Origin of the sequence: Pseudoalteromonas sp. McH1-7, from assembly GCF_013366255.1 — a bacterium.
Taxonomy (GTDB): Bacteria; Pseudomonadota; Gammaproteobacteria; order Enterobacterales; family Alteromonadaceae; genus Pseudoalteromonas; species Pseudoalteromonas peptidolytica.
On the sequence record NZ_JABWPQ010000007.1, the window covers coordinates 165148 to 180716 of the forward strand.

General features: G+C 44.0%; 12 protein-coding genes. 7 read left to right on the plus strand and 5 right to left on the minus strand.

What is annotated here, in order from left to right; genetic code table 11:
- Nucleotides 1-59 precede the first annotated feature (59 nt).
- Nucleotides 60-1112, minus strand: a complete 1053-nt coding sequence (locus tag HUZ36_RS07175; protein ID WP_147390277.1) for an MJ1255/VC2487 family glycosyltransferase — start codon at nucleotides 1110-1112, stop codon at nucleotides 60-62.
- Entirely contained in the window at nucleotides 1109-1630 is a 522-nt protein-coding gene (locus HUZ36_RS07180; RefSeq protein ID WP_125252321.1) for a phosphatase PAP2 family protein, read from the minus strand. Before HUZ36_RS07180 ends, HUZ36_RS07175 begins: the two co-directional genes overlap by 4 nt.
- 161 nt (nucleotides 1631-1791) lie before the next feature.
- Here HUZ36_RS07180 and rraA point away from each other — a divergent pair, with 161 nt between their 5' ends.
- Together rraA and HUZ36_RS07190 are read left to right on the plus strand one after the other, a co-directional pair.
- The gene (gene rraA / locus HUZ36_RS07185; protein ID WP_125252307.1) at nucleotides 1792-2295 is read left to right on the plus strand and encodes a ribonuclease E activity regulator RraA; all 504 of its coding nucleotides are present in this window, start codon (nucleotides 1792-1794) and stop codon (nucleotides 2293-2295) included.
- Between the two features lie 18 nt (nucleotides 2296-2313).
- Nucleotides 2314-3363 carry a formimidoylglutamase gene (locus tag HUZ36_RS07190; protein ID WP_176032450.1) on the plus strand — a complete coding sequence of 350 codons (1050 nt, stop codon included), beginning with the start codon at nucleotides 2314-2316 and terminating at the stop codon, nucleotides 3361-3363.
- A gap of 30 nt (nucleotides 3364-3393) precedes the next feature.
- Here HUZ36_RS07190 and HUZ36_RS07195 read toward each other — a convergent pair whose 3' ends face one another.
- Both HUZ36_RS07195 and hutI read right to left on the minus strand, forming a co-directional pair.
- Nucleotides 3394-5172: an EAL domain-containing protein gene (locus tag HUZ36_RS07195; RefSeq protein ID WP_176032451.1), complete on the minus strand. Its 1779-nt coding sequence runs from the start codon at nucleotides 5170-5172 to the stop codon at nucleotides 3394-3396.
- 24 nt (nucleotides 5173-5196) lie between these two features.
- A complete protein-coding gene (gene hutI / locus HUZ36_RS07200; protein ID WP_147390279.1) occupies nucleotides 5197-6420 on the minus strand; it encodes an imidazolonepropionase in 1224 nt (407 codons plus the stop codon).
- 171 nt (nucleotides 6421-6591) lie between these two features.
- Here hutI and hutC point away from each other — a divergent pair, with 171 nt between their 5' ends.
- The 3 genes from hutC to hutH all read left to right on the plus strand — a co-directional run bounded on the left by hutC (nucleotide 6592) and on the right by hutH (nucleotide 10693).
- Nucleotides 6592-7308, plus strand: coding sequence for a histidine utilization repressor (hutC, locus tag HUZ36_RS07205; RefSeq protein ID WP_176032452.1), 717 nt, complete (start codon nucleotides 6592-6594; stop codon nucleotides 7306-7308).
- Nucleotides 7309-7469: 161 nt separating this feature from the next.
- Nucleotides 7470-9149 (plus strand): urocanate hydratase, encoded by a 1680-nt coding sequence (hutU, locus tag HUZ36_RS07210; RefSeq protein WP_176032453.1) that lies wholly within the window; start codon nucleotides 7470-7472, stop codon nucleotides 9147-9149.
- 2 nt (nucleotides 9150-9151) lie between these two features.
- Nucleotides 9152-10693 (plus strand): histidine ammonia-lyase, encoded by a 1542-nt coding sequence (gene hutH / locus HUZ36_RS07215; RefSeq protein WP_176032454.1) that lies wholly within the window; start codon nucleotides 9152-9154, stop codon nucleotides 10691-10693.
- A 2-nt stretch (nucleotides 10694-10695) separates the two neighbouring features.
- On the opposite strand, the gene HUZ36_RS07220 is transcribed toward hutH, so the two are convergent.
- Nucleotides 10696-11475 carry an NADP-binding protein gene (locus tag HUZ36_RS07220; RefSeq protein ID WP_125252314.1) on the minus strand — a complete coding sequence of 260 codons (780 nt, stop codon included), beginning with the start codon at nucleotides 11473-11475 and terminating at the stop codon, nucleotides 10696-10698.
- 127 nt (nucleotides 11476-11602) lie between these two features.
- On the opposite strand from HUZ36_RS07220, the gene HUZ36_RS07225 reads away from it, so the two are divergent.
- Both HUZ36_RS07225 and hemN read left to right on the plus strand, forming a co-directional pair.
- Entirely contained in the window at nucleotides 11603-13633 is a 2031-nt protein-coding gene (locus HUZ36_RS07225; protein ID WP_176032455.1) for a methyl-accepting chemotaxis protein, read from the plus strand.
- A gap of 110 nt (nucleotides 13634-13743) precedes the next feature.
- Complete coding sequence (gene hemN / locus HUZ36_RS07230; RefSeq protein WP_176032456.1) at nucleotides 13744-15114, plus strand: oxygen-independent coproporphyrinogen III oxidase; 1371 nt, start codon at nucleotides 13744-13746, stop codon at nucleotides 15112-15114.
- Nucleotides 15115-15569 lie beyond the last annotated feature (455 nt).

Below are 15569 nucleotides of genomic sequence, written 5' to 3' on the forward strand. Positions count from 1 at the left end.
CGAAACGGATTACCTCATTCTAATTAGTTATTCTGGGCTGATATTACAAAATAATATATTCAAGCCACCTTTTTAAACATTAAATTAACATCGCGCCATAAATGCTGATGTAGCGATGCGACGTCATGCCATTGTCCTTTTACCAACCACTCAACTAGGAAGTGAGGATCTGATGGAAAGAAAATCGAATGCTCCATTGATGAGTTCAGCCATTCTTCCAAGGCGCCAGCATTTAAATAATTCATCACTTGCGCCAACCCAAGCGAGGCTAAAGTCTGGGCATTATTTTGTTGTTCAAACTGCCCTTCTAGCGGTTTTAATAATAGTTTTTTGCCTAACTTTAACGCTTCACTTGAAAGTTCAAATCCGGCATTCGCAATCACGCCGCTGGTATTTTTTAAGTCTTGAATAAACCCCGCTCTACTTGGCTTTCTAAGGTGAATATGCTGCCGTGAGCTATTTTGGGCTTCTGGGTGATAACAATAAAACTCTTTGTCAGGGAAGTCTTTTAGCAATTCAATCACACTTTCAAGCGCTTCAAATGGAAGGTAAACTAGTACTTTATTGGCGATTGATGCACATTGCTCTTGCTCTGCTTCGTACGGAATGAAGGGAGGAATAATGTGCTTATCAAAAGGCTGCCAATGTACTCCTAAATGGATATCAGCAGGTGCAAAATAGCGGATCAACGCACGGTGCCAAGGTTGAATAGCGAATTGTGGCACCGCACTATATAGATAAGAAGCTTGATGACTCATCGCAAGAACAGGTACTTTTGCCATTTTTCCAGCCCAAGCACTCACTGGCTCAAAGTCATTAAAAATGAGGTCATACCCTGACACATCAAGCTGCTTAACATCACGAATAAACTCTCCAAATTTAAGCGATTGCAATGTTTTTAAACGATTCAGTTGGCCATGCTCAGTCACAAACGATAAACCACGACAGCTACGGTATTCTCCAAAGTCATGCATATCGAAATAGTTCTTCGACGGGCGACCGGTAAAAAAGTAGTCCACTGACACACCCATGTCGCGAAAGCAATTCGCCATCACCCGTGCTCGAGTGGTATGGCCATTACCTGTTCCTTGAACACCATATAGTATTTTCATAAACTTCCTAACATCAAAATCGCTACACTTGCACATGCAATGCCCATTATGGCACCAAGTACGACATCAAGCGGGTAATGCACGCCAACAATCACTCGTGACAAAGACACTCCGGTTGCCCATATCATTAACGGAAAAGTAGCCAGAGGAAGATGTTCTATTAGACAAGTCGCATATAGCCAAGCACCTGCACTGTGCCCTGATGGCAAGCTAAACTTATCGCTTGGTGTGAGTAATGCTTTTACTGCATAGCAATCACAGGGGCGCAGTCGAGCAAAGCGATTTTTAAAATAAAAGTAAAGCGGTCTCTCTATTACAAAAGCCACCATTACCGTTAGCGCAAACTGCTGACCCAGGGGCTCTAAAAAGAGCGCACATGCAATCGCCACCAACACATACAGCCCACCATTACCACTTTTCGATAAGCCTAATGCTATTAACCTAAACCAATTTCTCGGTTTTGGGCAAAACACCACAAAATAAAGTGCAGTGTCTAACTCTGCTAATTTTGCCTTCATTACTTGGGTCACGCTTAATTGCTCACAATATCAGCATAGAAGAGCAAAATAACAAATCGGTGACACTTTTAAGACACAAATATGTAAGTTGAATCAAAGCATTGCTAAGCACAAGTATGAGAGTATACTGGGTAATGATAATCAATATTCGAGGATCCAATATGGAATACAGCACTTCTGATCTTTGCGACCACTTTGCCGATGTGGTGGACGTGCTAGAGCCTATGTTCATCAACTTTGGCGGCCAAATATCATTTTGTGGTCGAATCACTACCGTCAAATGTTTTGAGAATAACGAGCAAATCCAAGATGTGCTGCAACAAGATGGCACAGGTCGCGTTTTACTCGTTGACGGTGGCGGCTCTACCAGACGCGCCTTAATTGATATTGATTTAGCAGAGCTCGCTGTTGAGAATAATTGGCAAGGTATTATTGTCTATGGTGCTGTTCGCCATGTCGATGAATTAGAAGAGAGCGATATTGGCATTCAAGCGATCGCATCTATTCCAGTGGCAGCAGACAGTAGTGGCAGTGGTGAAGTCGGGATCCCTGTAAACTTTGCTGGTGTTTCGTTTTATGAAGATGACTTCGTCTATGCCGACTCGACAGGCATCATCATCTCAGCAGAAGAGCTGGTCTTAGAAGACGAAAACGAAGTAGATTAAACATCAGAAGAATAAGTCATGAATACTGCAGTTCGTATATATGATGAAAGCCATATCTCACAATTTGTAAAAGCCAGAGCTGGGGAAACGCGCCTTTGGCAAAATATCAGCTTTTTACAATGTGAGCATGATTATGCAGCATCACTAAAAGATGCTGCACAATTTGGGATCCGCTACGTATTGCTCGGTATTCCCGAAGACATTGGCCCTCGAGCTAATTGCGGTTTAGGTGGCGCGGCACTTGGCTGGCAGGCGTTCCTCCAACGTTTTCTCAACCAACCTAATAACCAATTTCTTGGTGGCGATAAAATTCTTCTACTCGGTGAAGTGAATATAGAAGAAATACAAGCAGCCTCTTGCGAGTTAAGTAATCAAGATACTGAACAGCTAGATAGATTAAGACAGTTGTGCTCAGAGGTCGACAAGCAAGTGATTAGCGCACTGACTCCGATTTTTGCAGCCGGTTTGGAGCCTATTATCATAGGTGGTGGCCACAACAACGCTTATGGTATTTTACAGGCATATCACGGTGCAACTCAACAAGCGGCGTGCGCTATTAACTTTGATCCTCACGCCGATTTTAGAGCATGTGAGGGAAGGCATAGCGGAAATGGCTTTAACTATGCGTACCAAGCAGGCAGTTTATCTAGTTATCATGTTATCGGCTTGCATGAGCATAAAAATAATCAAACGATTTTGGAGCAGTTAGGTAAAGCTGGGTTTGGTTTTTCGAGCTATCAAGCAATAAAAACACGGCGAACTTTGAGCTTGCCTGAGGCGCTAGACAAAGCACTCGCACAACTTCCTCATCATGCCCCTCTGGGTGTCGAGTTAGATGTCGATGCAATTATTGAAATGCCAGCTAGTGCACTTACTTATCAAGGCTTTACCTGTGATGATGCAGAGTATTTTGTCTACCGTTTAGCTCAGCATCCGAATACAAAGTACGTCCACCTCTGTGAAGCAGCACCGGCCCAGCATCCACTTGGAGAGCGTACTGGGTTAGCGCATTGTGGCCAAGTGTTAACTAGTCTTGCTAACGCCTACATCAGCACGCGACACACGTAATACCAATTAGCTGAAGCAAGTAAATTGGTATTACAGGTTTTGCTTCAGCCAACTAATCAATACATTACTATTTTGTGGTCTAGAAAAGTAAAAACCTTGAGCTGCGATTGTTCCGATGCTCTTAACAAACTCTAGCTGCCCCGCAGATTCAATCCCCTCACCGATGACTAAACAGTCTTTTTCTTGGTGCATTTCAACAATTCCCTTTACCAAAGATTTTGTATGTCCCATCGACTCAGGCTCCTGAGTCATGCTTCGAGAGAGTTTCACATAATCAAATCGTAATGCGGGTACCTTAGCCAAAACAAGCGGAGCATCCCCGAAGCTATCAACACACATTTTTACGCCAAGGTTTTTCAACCTACTGATCATCGCAATCTCTTGCTCATTTAACTCAGCAAGCATATTCGCTGGGCATTCAATAATAATAGCCCCTGGACTTAACTGATGATGTAGCAAGGTATAATCAATAAATTCGATAAAACTTTCACTTAACAGCTCAGCACCAAAAACGTTAATACTGATCGGTACAGCGATCCCTTCCATCTTGAGCGCCAATGCTATCTCGCATGCTCGCTCCAATACATATTGAGCGACAGGAATGGCAAGCCCGACTAAACGAATATCATCAATAAACTCATGTGCACTTAAGATCCCTTGTTTGGGATGTTGCCAGCGCAGTAACAACTCAACAAACTCGATCCCATTATCTTCATGGCGAATAACTGGATGAAAATAAAGCTCAAACTCAGATCTAAAATTGATCTTAGCAAGCTCCGATAACCTAACTTGTTGCTCAAGGCGATGGATCTGCATGCGTTGTTGATAAGGCACTACCTGTTGAAGGCTTTGTTGGTGGGTTGCAATTTGGGAATCGAGTGCCAAAAATACACAGGAGATCAAATTCTCTAATTGACCCATTTCCTCATCACAATTGACATAGCTTGCTCTCATTGTGATTTCTAAAGTACAACTACCAACATTAAATGGCTTTAAGGTGCTGTTTGCGATTTCTTCGATAAGCTGCTCGTGTAAATGATTGCCGTGTTGCAAAGAGCATACAAACGCAAAGTTGAGACCGCCCAAATGTGCCATTTTAGCCGTTTCATTACCATGAGTGATCGCCATCACGTCGCCGGACTGCAAACATTGAGCAACACGGTTCGCTGACTGAGCTAAAAGCAGATCGCCAAACTCACGACCTAAGTGAAAGTTAACCTGTTCAAAGCCCATCAGTCGAACTAGTACAAGCATGCAAGAATGGCCATTCGTTTGCCTGTATTCATTAAACGCACGCTTAAAACTTTGTCTTCCTGGCAACCCTAAGCTTTCATGCTCAATGTCATCGCTATCCTCCTCCTCCCGACTTAGCATCTCTGTTTGTTGATATGTCTGATAAATCAGCAGCAAAACGTACATAACAACAATAGCAATAGCACTATATTGAGCAGCACTAACCCACACATATTCAGACACAACCCATGTAATAAGCGCAATGATAGCCGTCATACTAATTAATAGCATGCCGCTTCTGTGAGTTTGTAAGCCTTCGAACAAATATAAGAGCAATACCAAAGTCAGCAGGTATAAAAAAGTGGTGTCACCAGTCAGGGCCAGTAACACAGCAACAATCGCGCTTGTCACATGCGCGATTTTTAGCGTTGCGCTGGAGCGCGTGAGTAATAGAGCAAGTGCTCCCATTAGCACTGCGCCAACGATCCCCGCCGTCAATGGCGTAATGAGTAGCACGATTCCTTCAGACAGCAATATTTCTGTGACACTGCCATTTGCTGTTGAAATTGAGAGCATAATTAACTGCTTATAAAAGTTTCATTACTGACTAAGTTTACCCAAGATCCACAAATTTGACAGGTCAGCTATGCCAAATTGATAACTTAACTGAGCAGGGTGAGTAATATTCCATAACGCTAAATCTGCACGCATACCAATCCTTAAAATACCGCGGTCTTTAAGACCCAGTGCTTTGGCTGCATTTCTCGTCACACCACAGAGGGATTCTTCTGGCGTCATTCTAAACAAGGTACAGGCCATATTTAGCATTAACCTAAGTGAACAAAGTGGTGCAGTCCCTGGGTTAAAATCACTGGCTATTGCCATAGCCACTTGATGTTTTCTGAGTAATTCAATCGGGGGCTTTTGTGTTTCTCTCAAGAAATAGAAAGCGCCGGGCAGCAACACAGCTGTCACGTCACCTTTCGCCATCGCCTTAACCCCCGCTTCATCCAGATACTCAATATGATCAGCAGATAACCCTTTAAAGTCGGCAACCAGCTCACTCCCATGCTGATTAGATAGCTGCTCGGCATGACACTTTATTTTTAGTCCCAGAGCTTGTGCTCGTTCAAAAACTTGTTTGGTTTGCTGATATGAAAACCCAACATTCTCGCAAAATACATCCACAGCAGTTGCCAATTGGCGCTCCGCAACTAAAGGCAACATCGTATCGCATACTAAATCAATATAAGCTTGGCTATTATCTTTATATTCCGGCGGTAGCGCATGCGCACCTAAAAATGTGCTATGGACATCAATTGGGTGGTGATCATTCAGTAGTTGATTGATTTCCAATAATTTCAGTTCATTATCAACATCAAGACCGTAGCCAGATTTACTCTCAACTGTGGTCACTCCTTCTCTTAAAAGGCTGTTGAGACGGTCTTTGCCATTTACAAATAAGGACTCTCTATCGGCTAAACGCGTTGCTTTGACCGTGCTTGCGATCCCTCCACCTTGCGCTGCAATCTCCTGATAGGATGCGCCTAGTAACCTTTGTTCAAATTCGTTGGCTCGAGATCCTGAGAATAAAATATGCGTATGGCAGTCAATTAACCCTGGTGTTAACCATTGGCCATTCGCTTTGTGAATGGGCGTCGCTAGCGCATCGATTTCAGGCAGTGATGAACGAGGGCCAAGCCAGCTGATTTTACCGTCCTTGATAGCTATAGCCGCGTTTTCTATTGCTCCATAAGGGTTATCGAGGGCGGGATCCATGGTTGCGAGGTTAACATCAATAATCAATAAATCAGCTTCTAACATTATCGTTTTCCTATCTAAACCTGAATACTCTGAGGTGAAACAGTCCGCAATTGCTCAATAAGAGAAGTATAGAGACCATAAATTTATGCCCTGAGTCTAACAGGCATACTTGTATATACAAGATAAATGTGCCATCTTTATTTACATAAATACTAACTCGAGATAACAACAGTGGCCGATCTTCCAAAGTTTGCGTTGATAAAACAGTATATTATCGACAACATTCGTGCAGCTCGTTGGCACGAGAACGACCGGGTTCCCTCGGAGAATGAATTAGCGGATCAGTTTACAGTGAGTAGAATGACTGCAAGGCGTGCACTAAGCGAGCTCACTGAAGCTGGAATTTTAACTCGTAGCCAAGGGTTAGGTACTTTTGTAGCAAGCTTTAAATCTCAGTCTTCCCTATTGGAGATCCGAAACATTGCTGATGAGGTGAATGCACGTAATGGCAAGTACACCTGTACAGTATTAACGCTAGAATTAATTGCAGCCGTTGCACCTATTGCTATCGCTCTTGGTGTTGAAGCTGATGCACCTGTGTATAGAAGCGTTATCGTTCATAATGAAAATGAGCAACCGCTGCAAGTTGAAGAGCGCTTTGTTAACCCGCTGTCAGCGCCTGAATATCTTGACCAAAACTTTGAACAGATCACACCACATGAGTATTTATCTCACGTTGCACCGCTGACTGAAGCAAGGCATACGGTGGAAGCCATTATGCCATCACAAGAAGTTTGCCAATGGCTTGGACTGTATAATGAGGAACCCTGTCTGCAAATGATCCGCAGAACCTGGTCAGCAAAAGGGATTGTCAGCTTTGCACGCCTCATTTCACCGGGCAGTAAATACCGACTAGGTGGGCACCTCACCTTTAAACAGAAACAATAAATACAATACGCCGTGGCTAAAGCGCTACGGCAACATCATCAACACACATAATAACGCGCTTATTATGTAAAAAATAAGCACACAACCTAACGAAGCGAAGTTCAACTATGCTTTCCACTAGACTTCTCACTTAGGTTGTATATACAACAGGAGAGAGCAGAATGAGTGAAAACCCAAGATTAGACACAAATCGCGAGATCCGCGCACCACGGGGAACAGAGATCACCGCAAAGAGCTGGCTTACCGAAGCCGCAAAGCGAATGTTGATGAACAACCTTGACCCTGAAGTGGCTGAGCACCCTAATGCACTGGTGGTTTATGGTGGTATTGGTCGTGCCGCTCGCGACTGGGCATGTTTTGATAAAATCGTTGAAACGTTAGACCGCTTAGAAGAAGATGAGACCTTACTGGTGCAATCAGGTAAACCGGTCGGCGTATTCAAAACTCACAGTAATGCGCCTCGTGTCTTAATTGCTAACTCAAATTTAGTACCACATTGGGCGAACTGGGATCACTTCAACGAGCTGGATAAAAAAGGTCTGATGATGTATGGCCAAATGACCGCAGGCTCTTGGATCTATATTGGCTCACAAGGTATTGTACAGGGCACATACGAGACTTTTGTCGCGATGGCAAAACAACACTTCAATGGTGAAGCAAAAGGCAAGTGGATCCTAACCGGTGGCCTTGGCGGCATGGGCGGTGCGCAGCCACTCGCAGCTACAATGGCTGGTTTTAGCGCCCTCGTTGTTGAATGTGATGAGTCACGAATTGATTTTCGTCTTAACACACGCTACGTCGACCGAAAGGCAACCACACTTGATGAAGCGTTAGCTATCATTAATGAAGCTAACGCTTCTGGACAACCAGTATCCGTTGCTCTGTTGGGCAATGCTGCGGATGTTTATGCTGAGTTGGTTGAGCGCAACATCACGCCTGACGTAGTGACCGACCAAACTTCTGCGCACGACCCACTAAACGGCTACTTACCGCAAGAGTGGACTATGGCTCAGGCAGCTGCACTTCGTCAAAGCGATCCACAAATGGTTGTAAAAGCGGCAAAACAATCTATGGCGGTGCAAGTAAAAGCCATGCTAACGCTGCAATCGCGCGGAGCTGCAACAACTGATTACGGGAATAACATTCGCCAAATGGCGCTAGAGGAAGGGGTCGATAACGCCTTTGATTTCCCGGGTTTTGTTCCTGCTTATATTCGCCCACTGTTTTGCCAAGGCATAGGTCCATTCCGCTGGGTTGCGTTATCTGGCGATCCTGAGGATATTTATAAAACAGACGCGAAGGTTAAAGCACTTATTCCAGACGACCCACACCTTCACAATTGGTTAGACATGGCACGCGAACGTATTCAATTCCAAGGTCTACCTGCTCGTATTTGCTGGGTTGGGCTAAAAGATAGAGCACGCCTTGCACGAGCATTCAATGAAATGGTCAAAAATGGGGAACTCAAAGCACCAATTGTTATTGGCCGTGATCACTTAGATTCTGGCTCTGTAGCGAGTCCAAACCGGGAAACCGAATCAATGATGGATGGCTCCGATGCAGTATCAGACTGGCCGTTACTCAATGCCCTGTTAAATACCGCAGGTGGTGCAACGTGGGTCTCACTGCATCACGGTGGTGGCGTTGGTATGGGCTTTAGCCAACATTCTGGCGTAGTAATTGTGGCGGATGGCACAGACGAAGCTGACGCTCGTTTATCTCGGGTACTATGGAACGATCCAGGCACCGGTGTGATGCGCCACGCAGATGCAGGATATGACATTGCAAAAGACTGTGCAAAAGAACAGAAACTTGATTTACCAATGCTGGAAGGAAAGTAAGCATGTACTCACTAAATTTACTCCCAGGCCAGTTGACGCTGAGTATTTTGCGCCAAATCAACCGACACCCTGTATCTTTAAGCCTTGATGAATCAGCAAAAGCGGCCATTGAAAACAGTGCAGAAACTGTACAACAAGTGATTAAAGAAGGTCGCACTGTGTATGGGATCAACACCGGCTTTGGACTACTTGCTAACACAAAGATTGCTAAAGATGAGCTGGAGTTATTGCAGCGTTCTATTGTACTGTCGCATGCAGCTGGCATTGGCGAGCTGATGGACGATAGTACTGTCCGACTCATGATGGTGTTGAAGATCAACTCGCTATCTCGAGGGTTTTCTGGGATCCGCCTTAAAGTGATTGAGTTTTTGGCAGCCTTGTTGAATGCGCAAGTCTATCCATGCGTACCAAAGAAAGGTTCGGTCGGTGCATCTGGCGACCTTGCACCATTATCACATATGTGTTTACCGCTATTAGGGGAAGGCCAAGTACGTCACCAAGGCAAACTCATTGATGCTAAAGAAGGCTTAAGGATCGCTGGACTTGCGCCACTTACATTAGCTGCCAAAGAAGGCCTAGCGCTATTAAATGGTACACAAGCATCCACTGCTTTTGCATTGCAAGGCCTGTTTAGAGCTGAGGATCTTTATGCCCAAAGCTGCGTAGTTGGTTCAATGAGTATAGAAGCGGCGATGGGAAGTCGCTCACCATTCGACGCACGTATCCATGAGGTTCGCGGTCAACAAGGTCAAATAGATACTGCATTTGCGTTTCGCGATATATTGCAAGCTCGTTCTGAAATCAGTGACGCCCATGTAGACTGTGAAAAAGTTCAAGACCCATATTGTTTACGCTGTCAACCACAAGTCCTTGGTGCTTGTTTAACTCAGATCCGCCAAGCAGCTGAGGTTATCCTTATTGAGTCGAATGGTGTTACTGATAACCCATTGGTCTTTGCAGATGCCGGTGACATTATCTCAGGCGGCAACTTCCACGCAGAGCCTATTGCTATGGCTGCTGATAACCTAGCGATCGCGATTGCTGAAATTGGTGCCTTAGCTGAGCGTCGTATAGCCCTGCTCATCGACTCAAGTTTATCAAAATTACCACCCTTCTTAGTTAACAATGGCGGTGTAAATTCTGGCTTTATGATTGCACAAGTCACCGCAGCCGCATTGGCCTCTGAAAACAAAACACTCGCACACCCAGGCAGTATTGACAGTCTGCCAACCTCAGCCAACCAAGAAGACCATGTTTCAATGGCCACATTTGCAGCAAGGCGTTTGCAAGACATGGCCGACAACACTCAAGGTGTGTTGGCAGTAGAATACCTAGCAGCCGCACAAGGGCTAGATTTTAGAGCGCCACTTAAACCATCGAATAAAGTAACAGAAGCCCACCATATTCTTCGTGAAGTGGTGACTTTCTATGATAAAGACCGCTATTTCGCGCCAGATATCGAAGCTGCAAATAATTTACTGGAGCAAGCAGCGCTGGCACACCTACTGCCAGCTCAGCTATTACCGTCAACTCCAGTTACATAATCTCAATAAATCGCATGACGATACTCAAAGCCGAGCTCAGTAATACGCTCGGCTTTTATAATGCGCTCCTGAGTTGCAGAGGATGCAAACGTCGGCTCTGGATTACCCAACTGTTTACAGTGGCGTTGGTAAAACGCTTTTCGTGTTGGATGAGACGGATAACAAATGTTATAGATATCTGCTGCTTCCTGCCAGTGAGCAACAATGCTAGTTATCGCCGCAACGACATCATCCCTATGTACCATATTGACTCGAGCATTTGCTGAGCTTGATAACGCTTTACCCGCAACAAACCTGCCAGGCTCTCGGTTTGGCCCTTGTAAACCAGCAAGGCGTGCAATCTTACCGCCACTATTTAGCACCCGCTCTTCAGCACCTCTAAGTATACTAACTCGTAAAGTTGACTTGTCAGCAAGTGCGCCTTGCTCATCATATTCCGCGTCAGCTGTGTCATAAACCCCAGTGCTAGAACAAAGCAAAAACCCTTTAGCAGACATTTTCTTGGCCAGAGATAAAGCCTGCTCTAAGGTGTTAAGGTAATTACTATCAACCTGTCTGGCTCTTGGCGGGATAGCACAGATCCAATAAGCATGTTCTAGGGTCACAGAGTGCTCAACTTGGCCTTGCTCCGTCAACACGAATTGTCTAGACCAAGGATGAGTATGATGTAATTGTGTTCTCGTCCCCTCAACTTGCCAACCTTGTAGCTGAGCGTGTTGACATATTGCCTCACCTAACCACCCTGCACCTAATACCACAACATTACGATTTAATACTTTCATCTTAATATAGCCTTACCCTTTGAGTTCACTTGTATTATCTATGTAAAACAAGTCAACGCAAACGGTAGCGTTCTGTTTTTATCTATGGTTTTATTATTGCTTGCATAAGCTAAAAATAAGAACTGTCATGCTCGAGAATTTATCCCTAAGAAAGAAAATATTGCTGTTGATCGGCGGCACTATTTCGATGTTGTTAATCATCGCATCAAGCTTTTTTGTAAATCATATCGCAACACTCTCAAGAGACGGGATTGAACGAGAAACACAAAGCTACATTCAGGCTGAAAAACTTGCCATGGAAGCATTTTTTGGTCAGTACGGCAAAGTCGTTGAAACCTTTGTCTCTACCCCACATAACATTCATTGGTTCGAGAATTACAAAACACGCGGTGCTGATCTTAGTCGCGATAAAGATTATCAAGAGGTTAACGAAGACTTAGTTCGGATAGCCCGTGGTGATGAAAATATTCTCTCAGCTTTCATCGCGTCTGCCAATACCGGTGAGTACTTTAAAGAAAACGACCGAACTTCAGCTTATTCTGATGGCAGACCTTACTACGCTTACAAGCGTCCTTGGTGGCAAGAAACACTAGATGTCGGTCAGTTGTATGTTGGCCCAATTGCCACAGATATAAACACAGGGGCTGTTTCAGCCGTGATCCGTCAACCTATTTATGGCAGTAATGGCAAATTAGTCGCTATGGGTGGTGTTGATCTGCAAATTAATAAATTAAATGACATGGTGGAGCAAATCCAGTTTCAAGGTAAGGGCTATGGCTTCTTACTCGATGGTGATTTAAAAGTGGTACATTTATCCGAGCGCACGGGGCATTCACTTTCAACAACAGACGAAGGTGCTAAAGGAAAAGAAGGACTAGATGGACTGGAGTCTCAATTTAATAATACCCATGGTTTTGCAGCTCTTAACAATGCAATAAAAAGTAACCCTGTAGGCTTTGCAAGTGTCACTTTCAAAGGACAGGAATATTATGTTGTATACGATAATGTAAAACTAGACAATCCACTTTTAGATTGGCATGTCGGCATCCTTATACCTGTTTCTTTAATTAACGAACCTGTCGACGAAGCGGTGATGGGTATCATCACCATTTTGATTGTTATTATAATGATTATTGTAGCCATGATTTTTATCGCTACACAGATGATCACAAGGCCAATTGTGGCGCTGACAGAAACCATGCGTGATATTGCATCTGGAGAAGGAGATCTAACAAGGCGCATCGACATTGCCAGTAAAGATGAAGTAGGCCAACTTGCCCATCATATGAATACCTTTATTGATAAGTTAAGAGCCATGATGCTGGATACCGCAGCACAAGCACAGCAACTAAGTAGCGCATCGGCACAACTACGTGAAGTATCAAACAACACAAATAGTGAAATTCAGCGTGAGAAAGAACAAGTAGATAGCGTCAGTGCTGCGGTTACTGAAATGGCCGCAACCGTTACGGAGATCTCTCGCAACGCACAAGAAACAAATCAAGCTGCTGACGTCGTGCAACGCGTAACCAATGAGGGAGCAAGCCGCTCTTCACAAGCACAAGACGTAATGACTGAATTGGCACTACATATTGGTGAGGCAGCAAAAGTGGTAGCAGGTCTTGAGCAAGAAACCAGCAACATCGGAGCAGTGATAGATGTGATCAATGGTATTGCTGAGCAAACCAACTTACTAGCGCTAAATGCTGCAATAGAGGCAGCTCGTGCAGGTGAGCAAGGTAGAGGGTTTGCCGTTGTAGCAGATGAAGTAAGATCACTTGCAAGCCGTACACAAGAATCAACCGACGATATTCGTAATATGATCTCCCGCTTGCAGCAAATTGCGCAAAAAGCCTCTGTTATGATGCAACAAGGACAAGATCGTGCAGAAGGCACTGTTGAAGAAACTCAAGCAGTCCTTAACGCTTTAACAGAAATTACAGAGTCAGTAAAAACAGTCCAAGATCAAAGTCATCAGATAGCTACATCAACTGAGCAACAAACGGTAGTGGCAGAAGATATAAATAACAGCCTTAATCAAATCAATGAGCTAGTTAATAGCACTGCCAACCACGCTAACGTATTGGCTGATGAGGCTCGAGATTTAAATGACTTGGCTAAAGCGCTTAACTCAACCGTTAATCAATTTAAGTTATAATCTATACGTTAAAGCATGCCGTAACCACGGCATGCTTTGATCTGAGGCAAACCCAAATCGGCTTGGACGCAGTACACTCTCGTCAATACTATAACTCGAGAGTGCGTATCGTGATTAATTTACCTATTTGGAATGACTCCCTTATCAGCAAGTATAATATCTCTGGTCCGAGATATACCTCCTATCCAACAGCGCTATCGCTAGAGACAGGCTATTCCCACAATGACTTGCAAACGGCAATAATGGGGTCAAACTCTCGAACGCTTTCCTTGTATATTCACATTCCTTTTTGTCATCAGCTCTGTTATTACTGTGGTTGTAATAAGATCATTACCCGCCATCAGTCAAAAGCCGATCTGTATCTTGATTATTTAGCCCAAGAGATTGCCGCAAAAGCACCTTTCTTTGAGCACTATACGGTAGAACAGCTACATCTAGGCGGCGGTACACCCACTTTCTTAACCGAACAGCAAATGACTCGGTTAGTCACCATGTTGAATAACGCCTTTACGTTTTCAGATGGTGCACAGTGTGGTATCGAAATAGACCCCAGATCCCTCGCACCGAACATGATGCGTCACCTACATCGGCTCGGATTTAATCGTGTGTCTTTCGGTGTACAAGATTTTAATGACGAAGTTCAAACAGCAGTAAATCGCCCACAACACCTTAATGAAGTGCTCGCTACGTTAACTGAGGCAAGAGAGCTTGGCTTTAAGTCTATCAACATGGACATGATCTACGGGTTACCATTTCAAACGGTAGAGAGCTATAAAAAGACGATTGAACAGCTTATCGCACTGTCTCCTGACAGAGTATCAGTGTTCAATTACGCCCACCTTCCTGATAGATTTGCAGCTCAGCGAAAGCTAAAGGAAATCGATATGCCAAGTGCAAACGAAAAACTGGCTATCTTTAAACAAACGCTAGAGCAGATGACTACAGCAGGATACCAATTCATCGGTATGGATCACTTTGCTAAAAAAGACGATGAGCTGGCTATGGCGCAAAATGAAGGCCATCTTCACCGCAACTTTCAGGGCTATACAACCCATGGTGACTGCGACTTATTAGGCTTAGGTGTTTCTTCTATTTCACAAATTGGTCATATGATCTTGCAAAATGAGAAAGATTTAAAGCCTTACTACCAAGCTATTGAAGCTAAGCAATGCGCTATTAGCAAAGGCATCACATTAAGTGATGATGATGAAATTCGTGCTTCGGTGATAAAGCAGCTTATTTGTCATTTTGAATTAGATAAAGAGCAGTTCGAACAACGTTTTGATATTGATTTTGATGAATATTTTTCTCAAGCTCTCACCGCATTAGCGCCGCTAGCAGCAGATGGACTCGTGACGCTAACTAAACACACCATCAAAGTCACCAGTAGTGGAAACCTGTTTATCCGCATTATTTGTATGTGCTTTGACGCTTATTTACAAAGCCAAATTAAAACAACACGCTTCTCACGCGTAATTTAGCCCTTACCTCTCAAGTTACTTCATTTTAGCCATTCGGTATCAAAAATACCGAATGGTACTTACCTAATTAGCCAAAAATAACGCCACAGCTTTGCTCTTTTCTTCTCAATCTGAAGTATTGATAATGAGTTTTTAACACCGTAGCATTCGACTTACGTCTGTAAATTAAGCAGCTATTAAAACAGGTAAATATTCATAGATTGATTGCTTTCATTGAGGTGAGTGCATGTAGTTAGTTTTTATTCTTTTTGTTTGAAGCCCGACAGCTCGGCGGGTAAACCGCCTCCTACTAGTGCAGTACCTTGTTGATGTTGTGGTGGGAACGAATTCACCTCGCGATGTTACATAGTAGACTGTTTTATTCTTTTTGTTTGAGAGACCCAACAGCTCGGCGGGTAAACCGCCTCCTACCAGTGCTGCACTATGTTGATGTTGTGGTGGGAGTGAGTTTACCT

What these genes read in the sequence shown, in the direction of transcription:
- HUZ36_RS07175 (WP_147390277.1), bottom strand. Translation starts at nt 1,112, where the DNA reads ATGAAAATACTATATGGTGTTCAAGGAACAGGTAATGGCCATACCACT.
- HUZ36_RS07180 (WP_125252321.1), bottom strand. Translation starts at nt 1,630, where the DNA reads ATGAAGGCAAAATTAGCAGAGTTAGACACTGCACTTTATTTTGTGGTG.
- rraA (WP_125252307.1), top strand. Translation starts at nt 1,792, where the DNA reads ATGGAATACAGCACTTCTGATCTTTGCGACCACTTTGCCGATGTGGTG.
- HUZ36_RS07190 (WP_176032450.1), top strand. Translation starts at nt 2,314, where the DNA reads ATGAATACTGCAGTTCGTATATATGATGAAAGCCATATCTCACAATTT.
- HUZ36_RS07195 (WP_176032451.1), bottom strand. Translation starts at nt 5,172, where the DNA reads ATGCTCTCAATTTCAACAGCAAATGGCAGTGTCACAGAAATATTGCTG.
- hutI (WP_147390279.1), bottom strand. Translation starts at nt 6,420, where the DNA reads ATGTTAGAAGCTGATTTATTGATTATTGATGTTAACCTCGCAACCATG.
- hutU (WP_176032453.1), top strand. Translation starts at nt 7,470, where the DNA reads ATGAGTGAAAACCCAAGATTAGACACAAATCGCGAGATCCGCGCACCA.
- hutH (WP_176032454.1), top strand. Translation starts at nt 9,152, where the DNA reads ATGTACTCACTAAATTTACTCCCAGGCCAGTTGACGCTGAGTATTTTG.
- HUZ36_RS07220 (WP_125252314.1), bottom strand. Translation starts at nt 11,475, where the DNA reads ATGAAAGTATTAAATCGTAATGTTGTGGTATTAGGTGCAGGGTGGTTA.
- HUZ36_RS07225 (WP_176032455.1), top strand. Translation starts at nt 11,603, where the DNA reads ATGCTCGAGAATTTATCCCTAAGAAAGAAAATATTGCTGTTGATCGGC.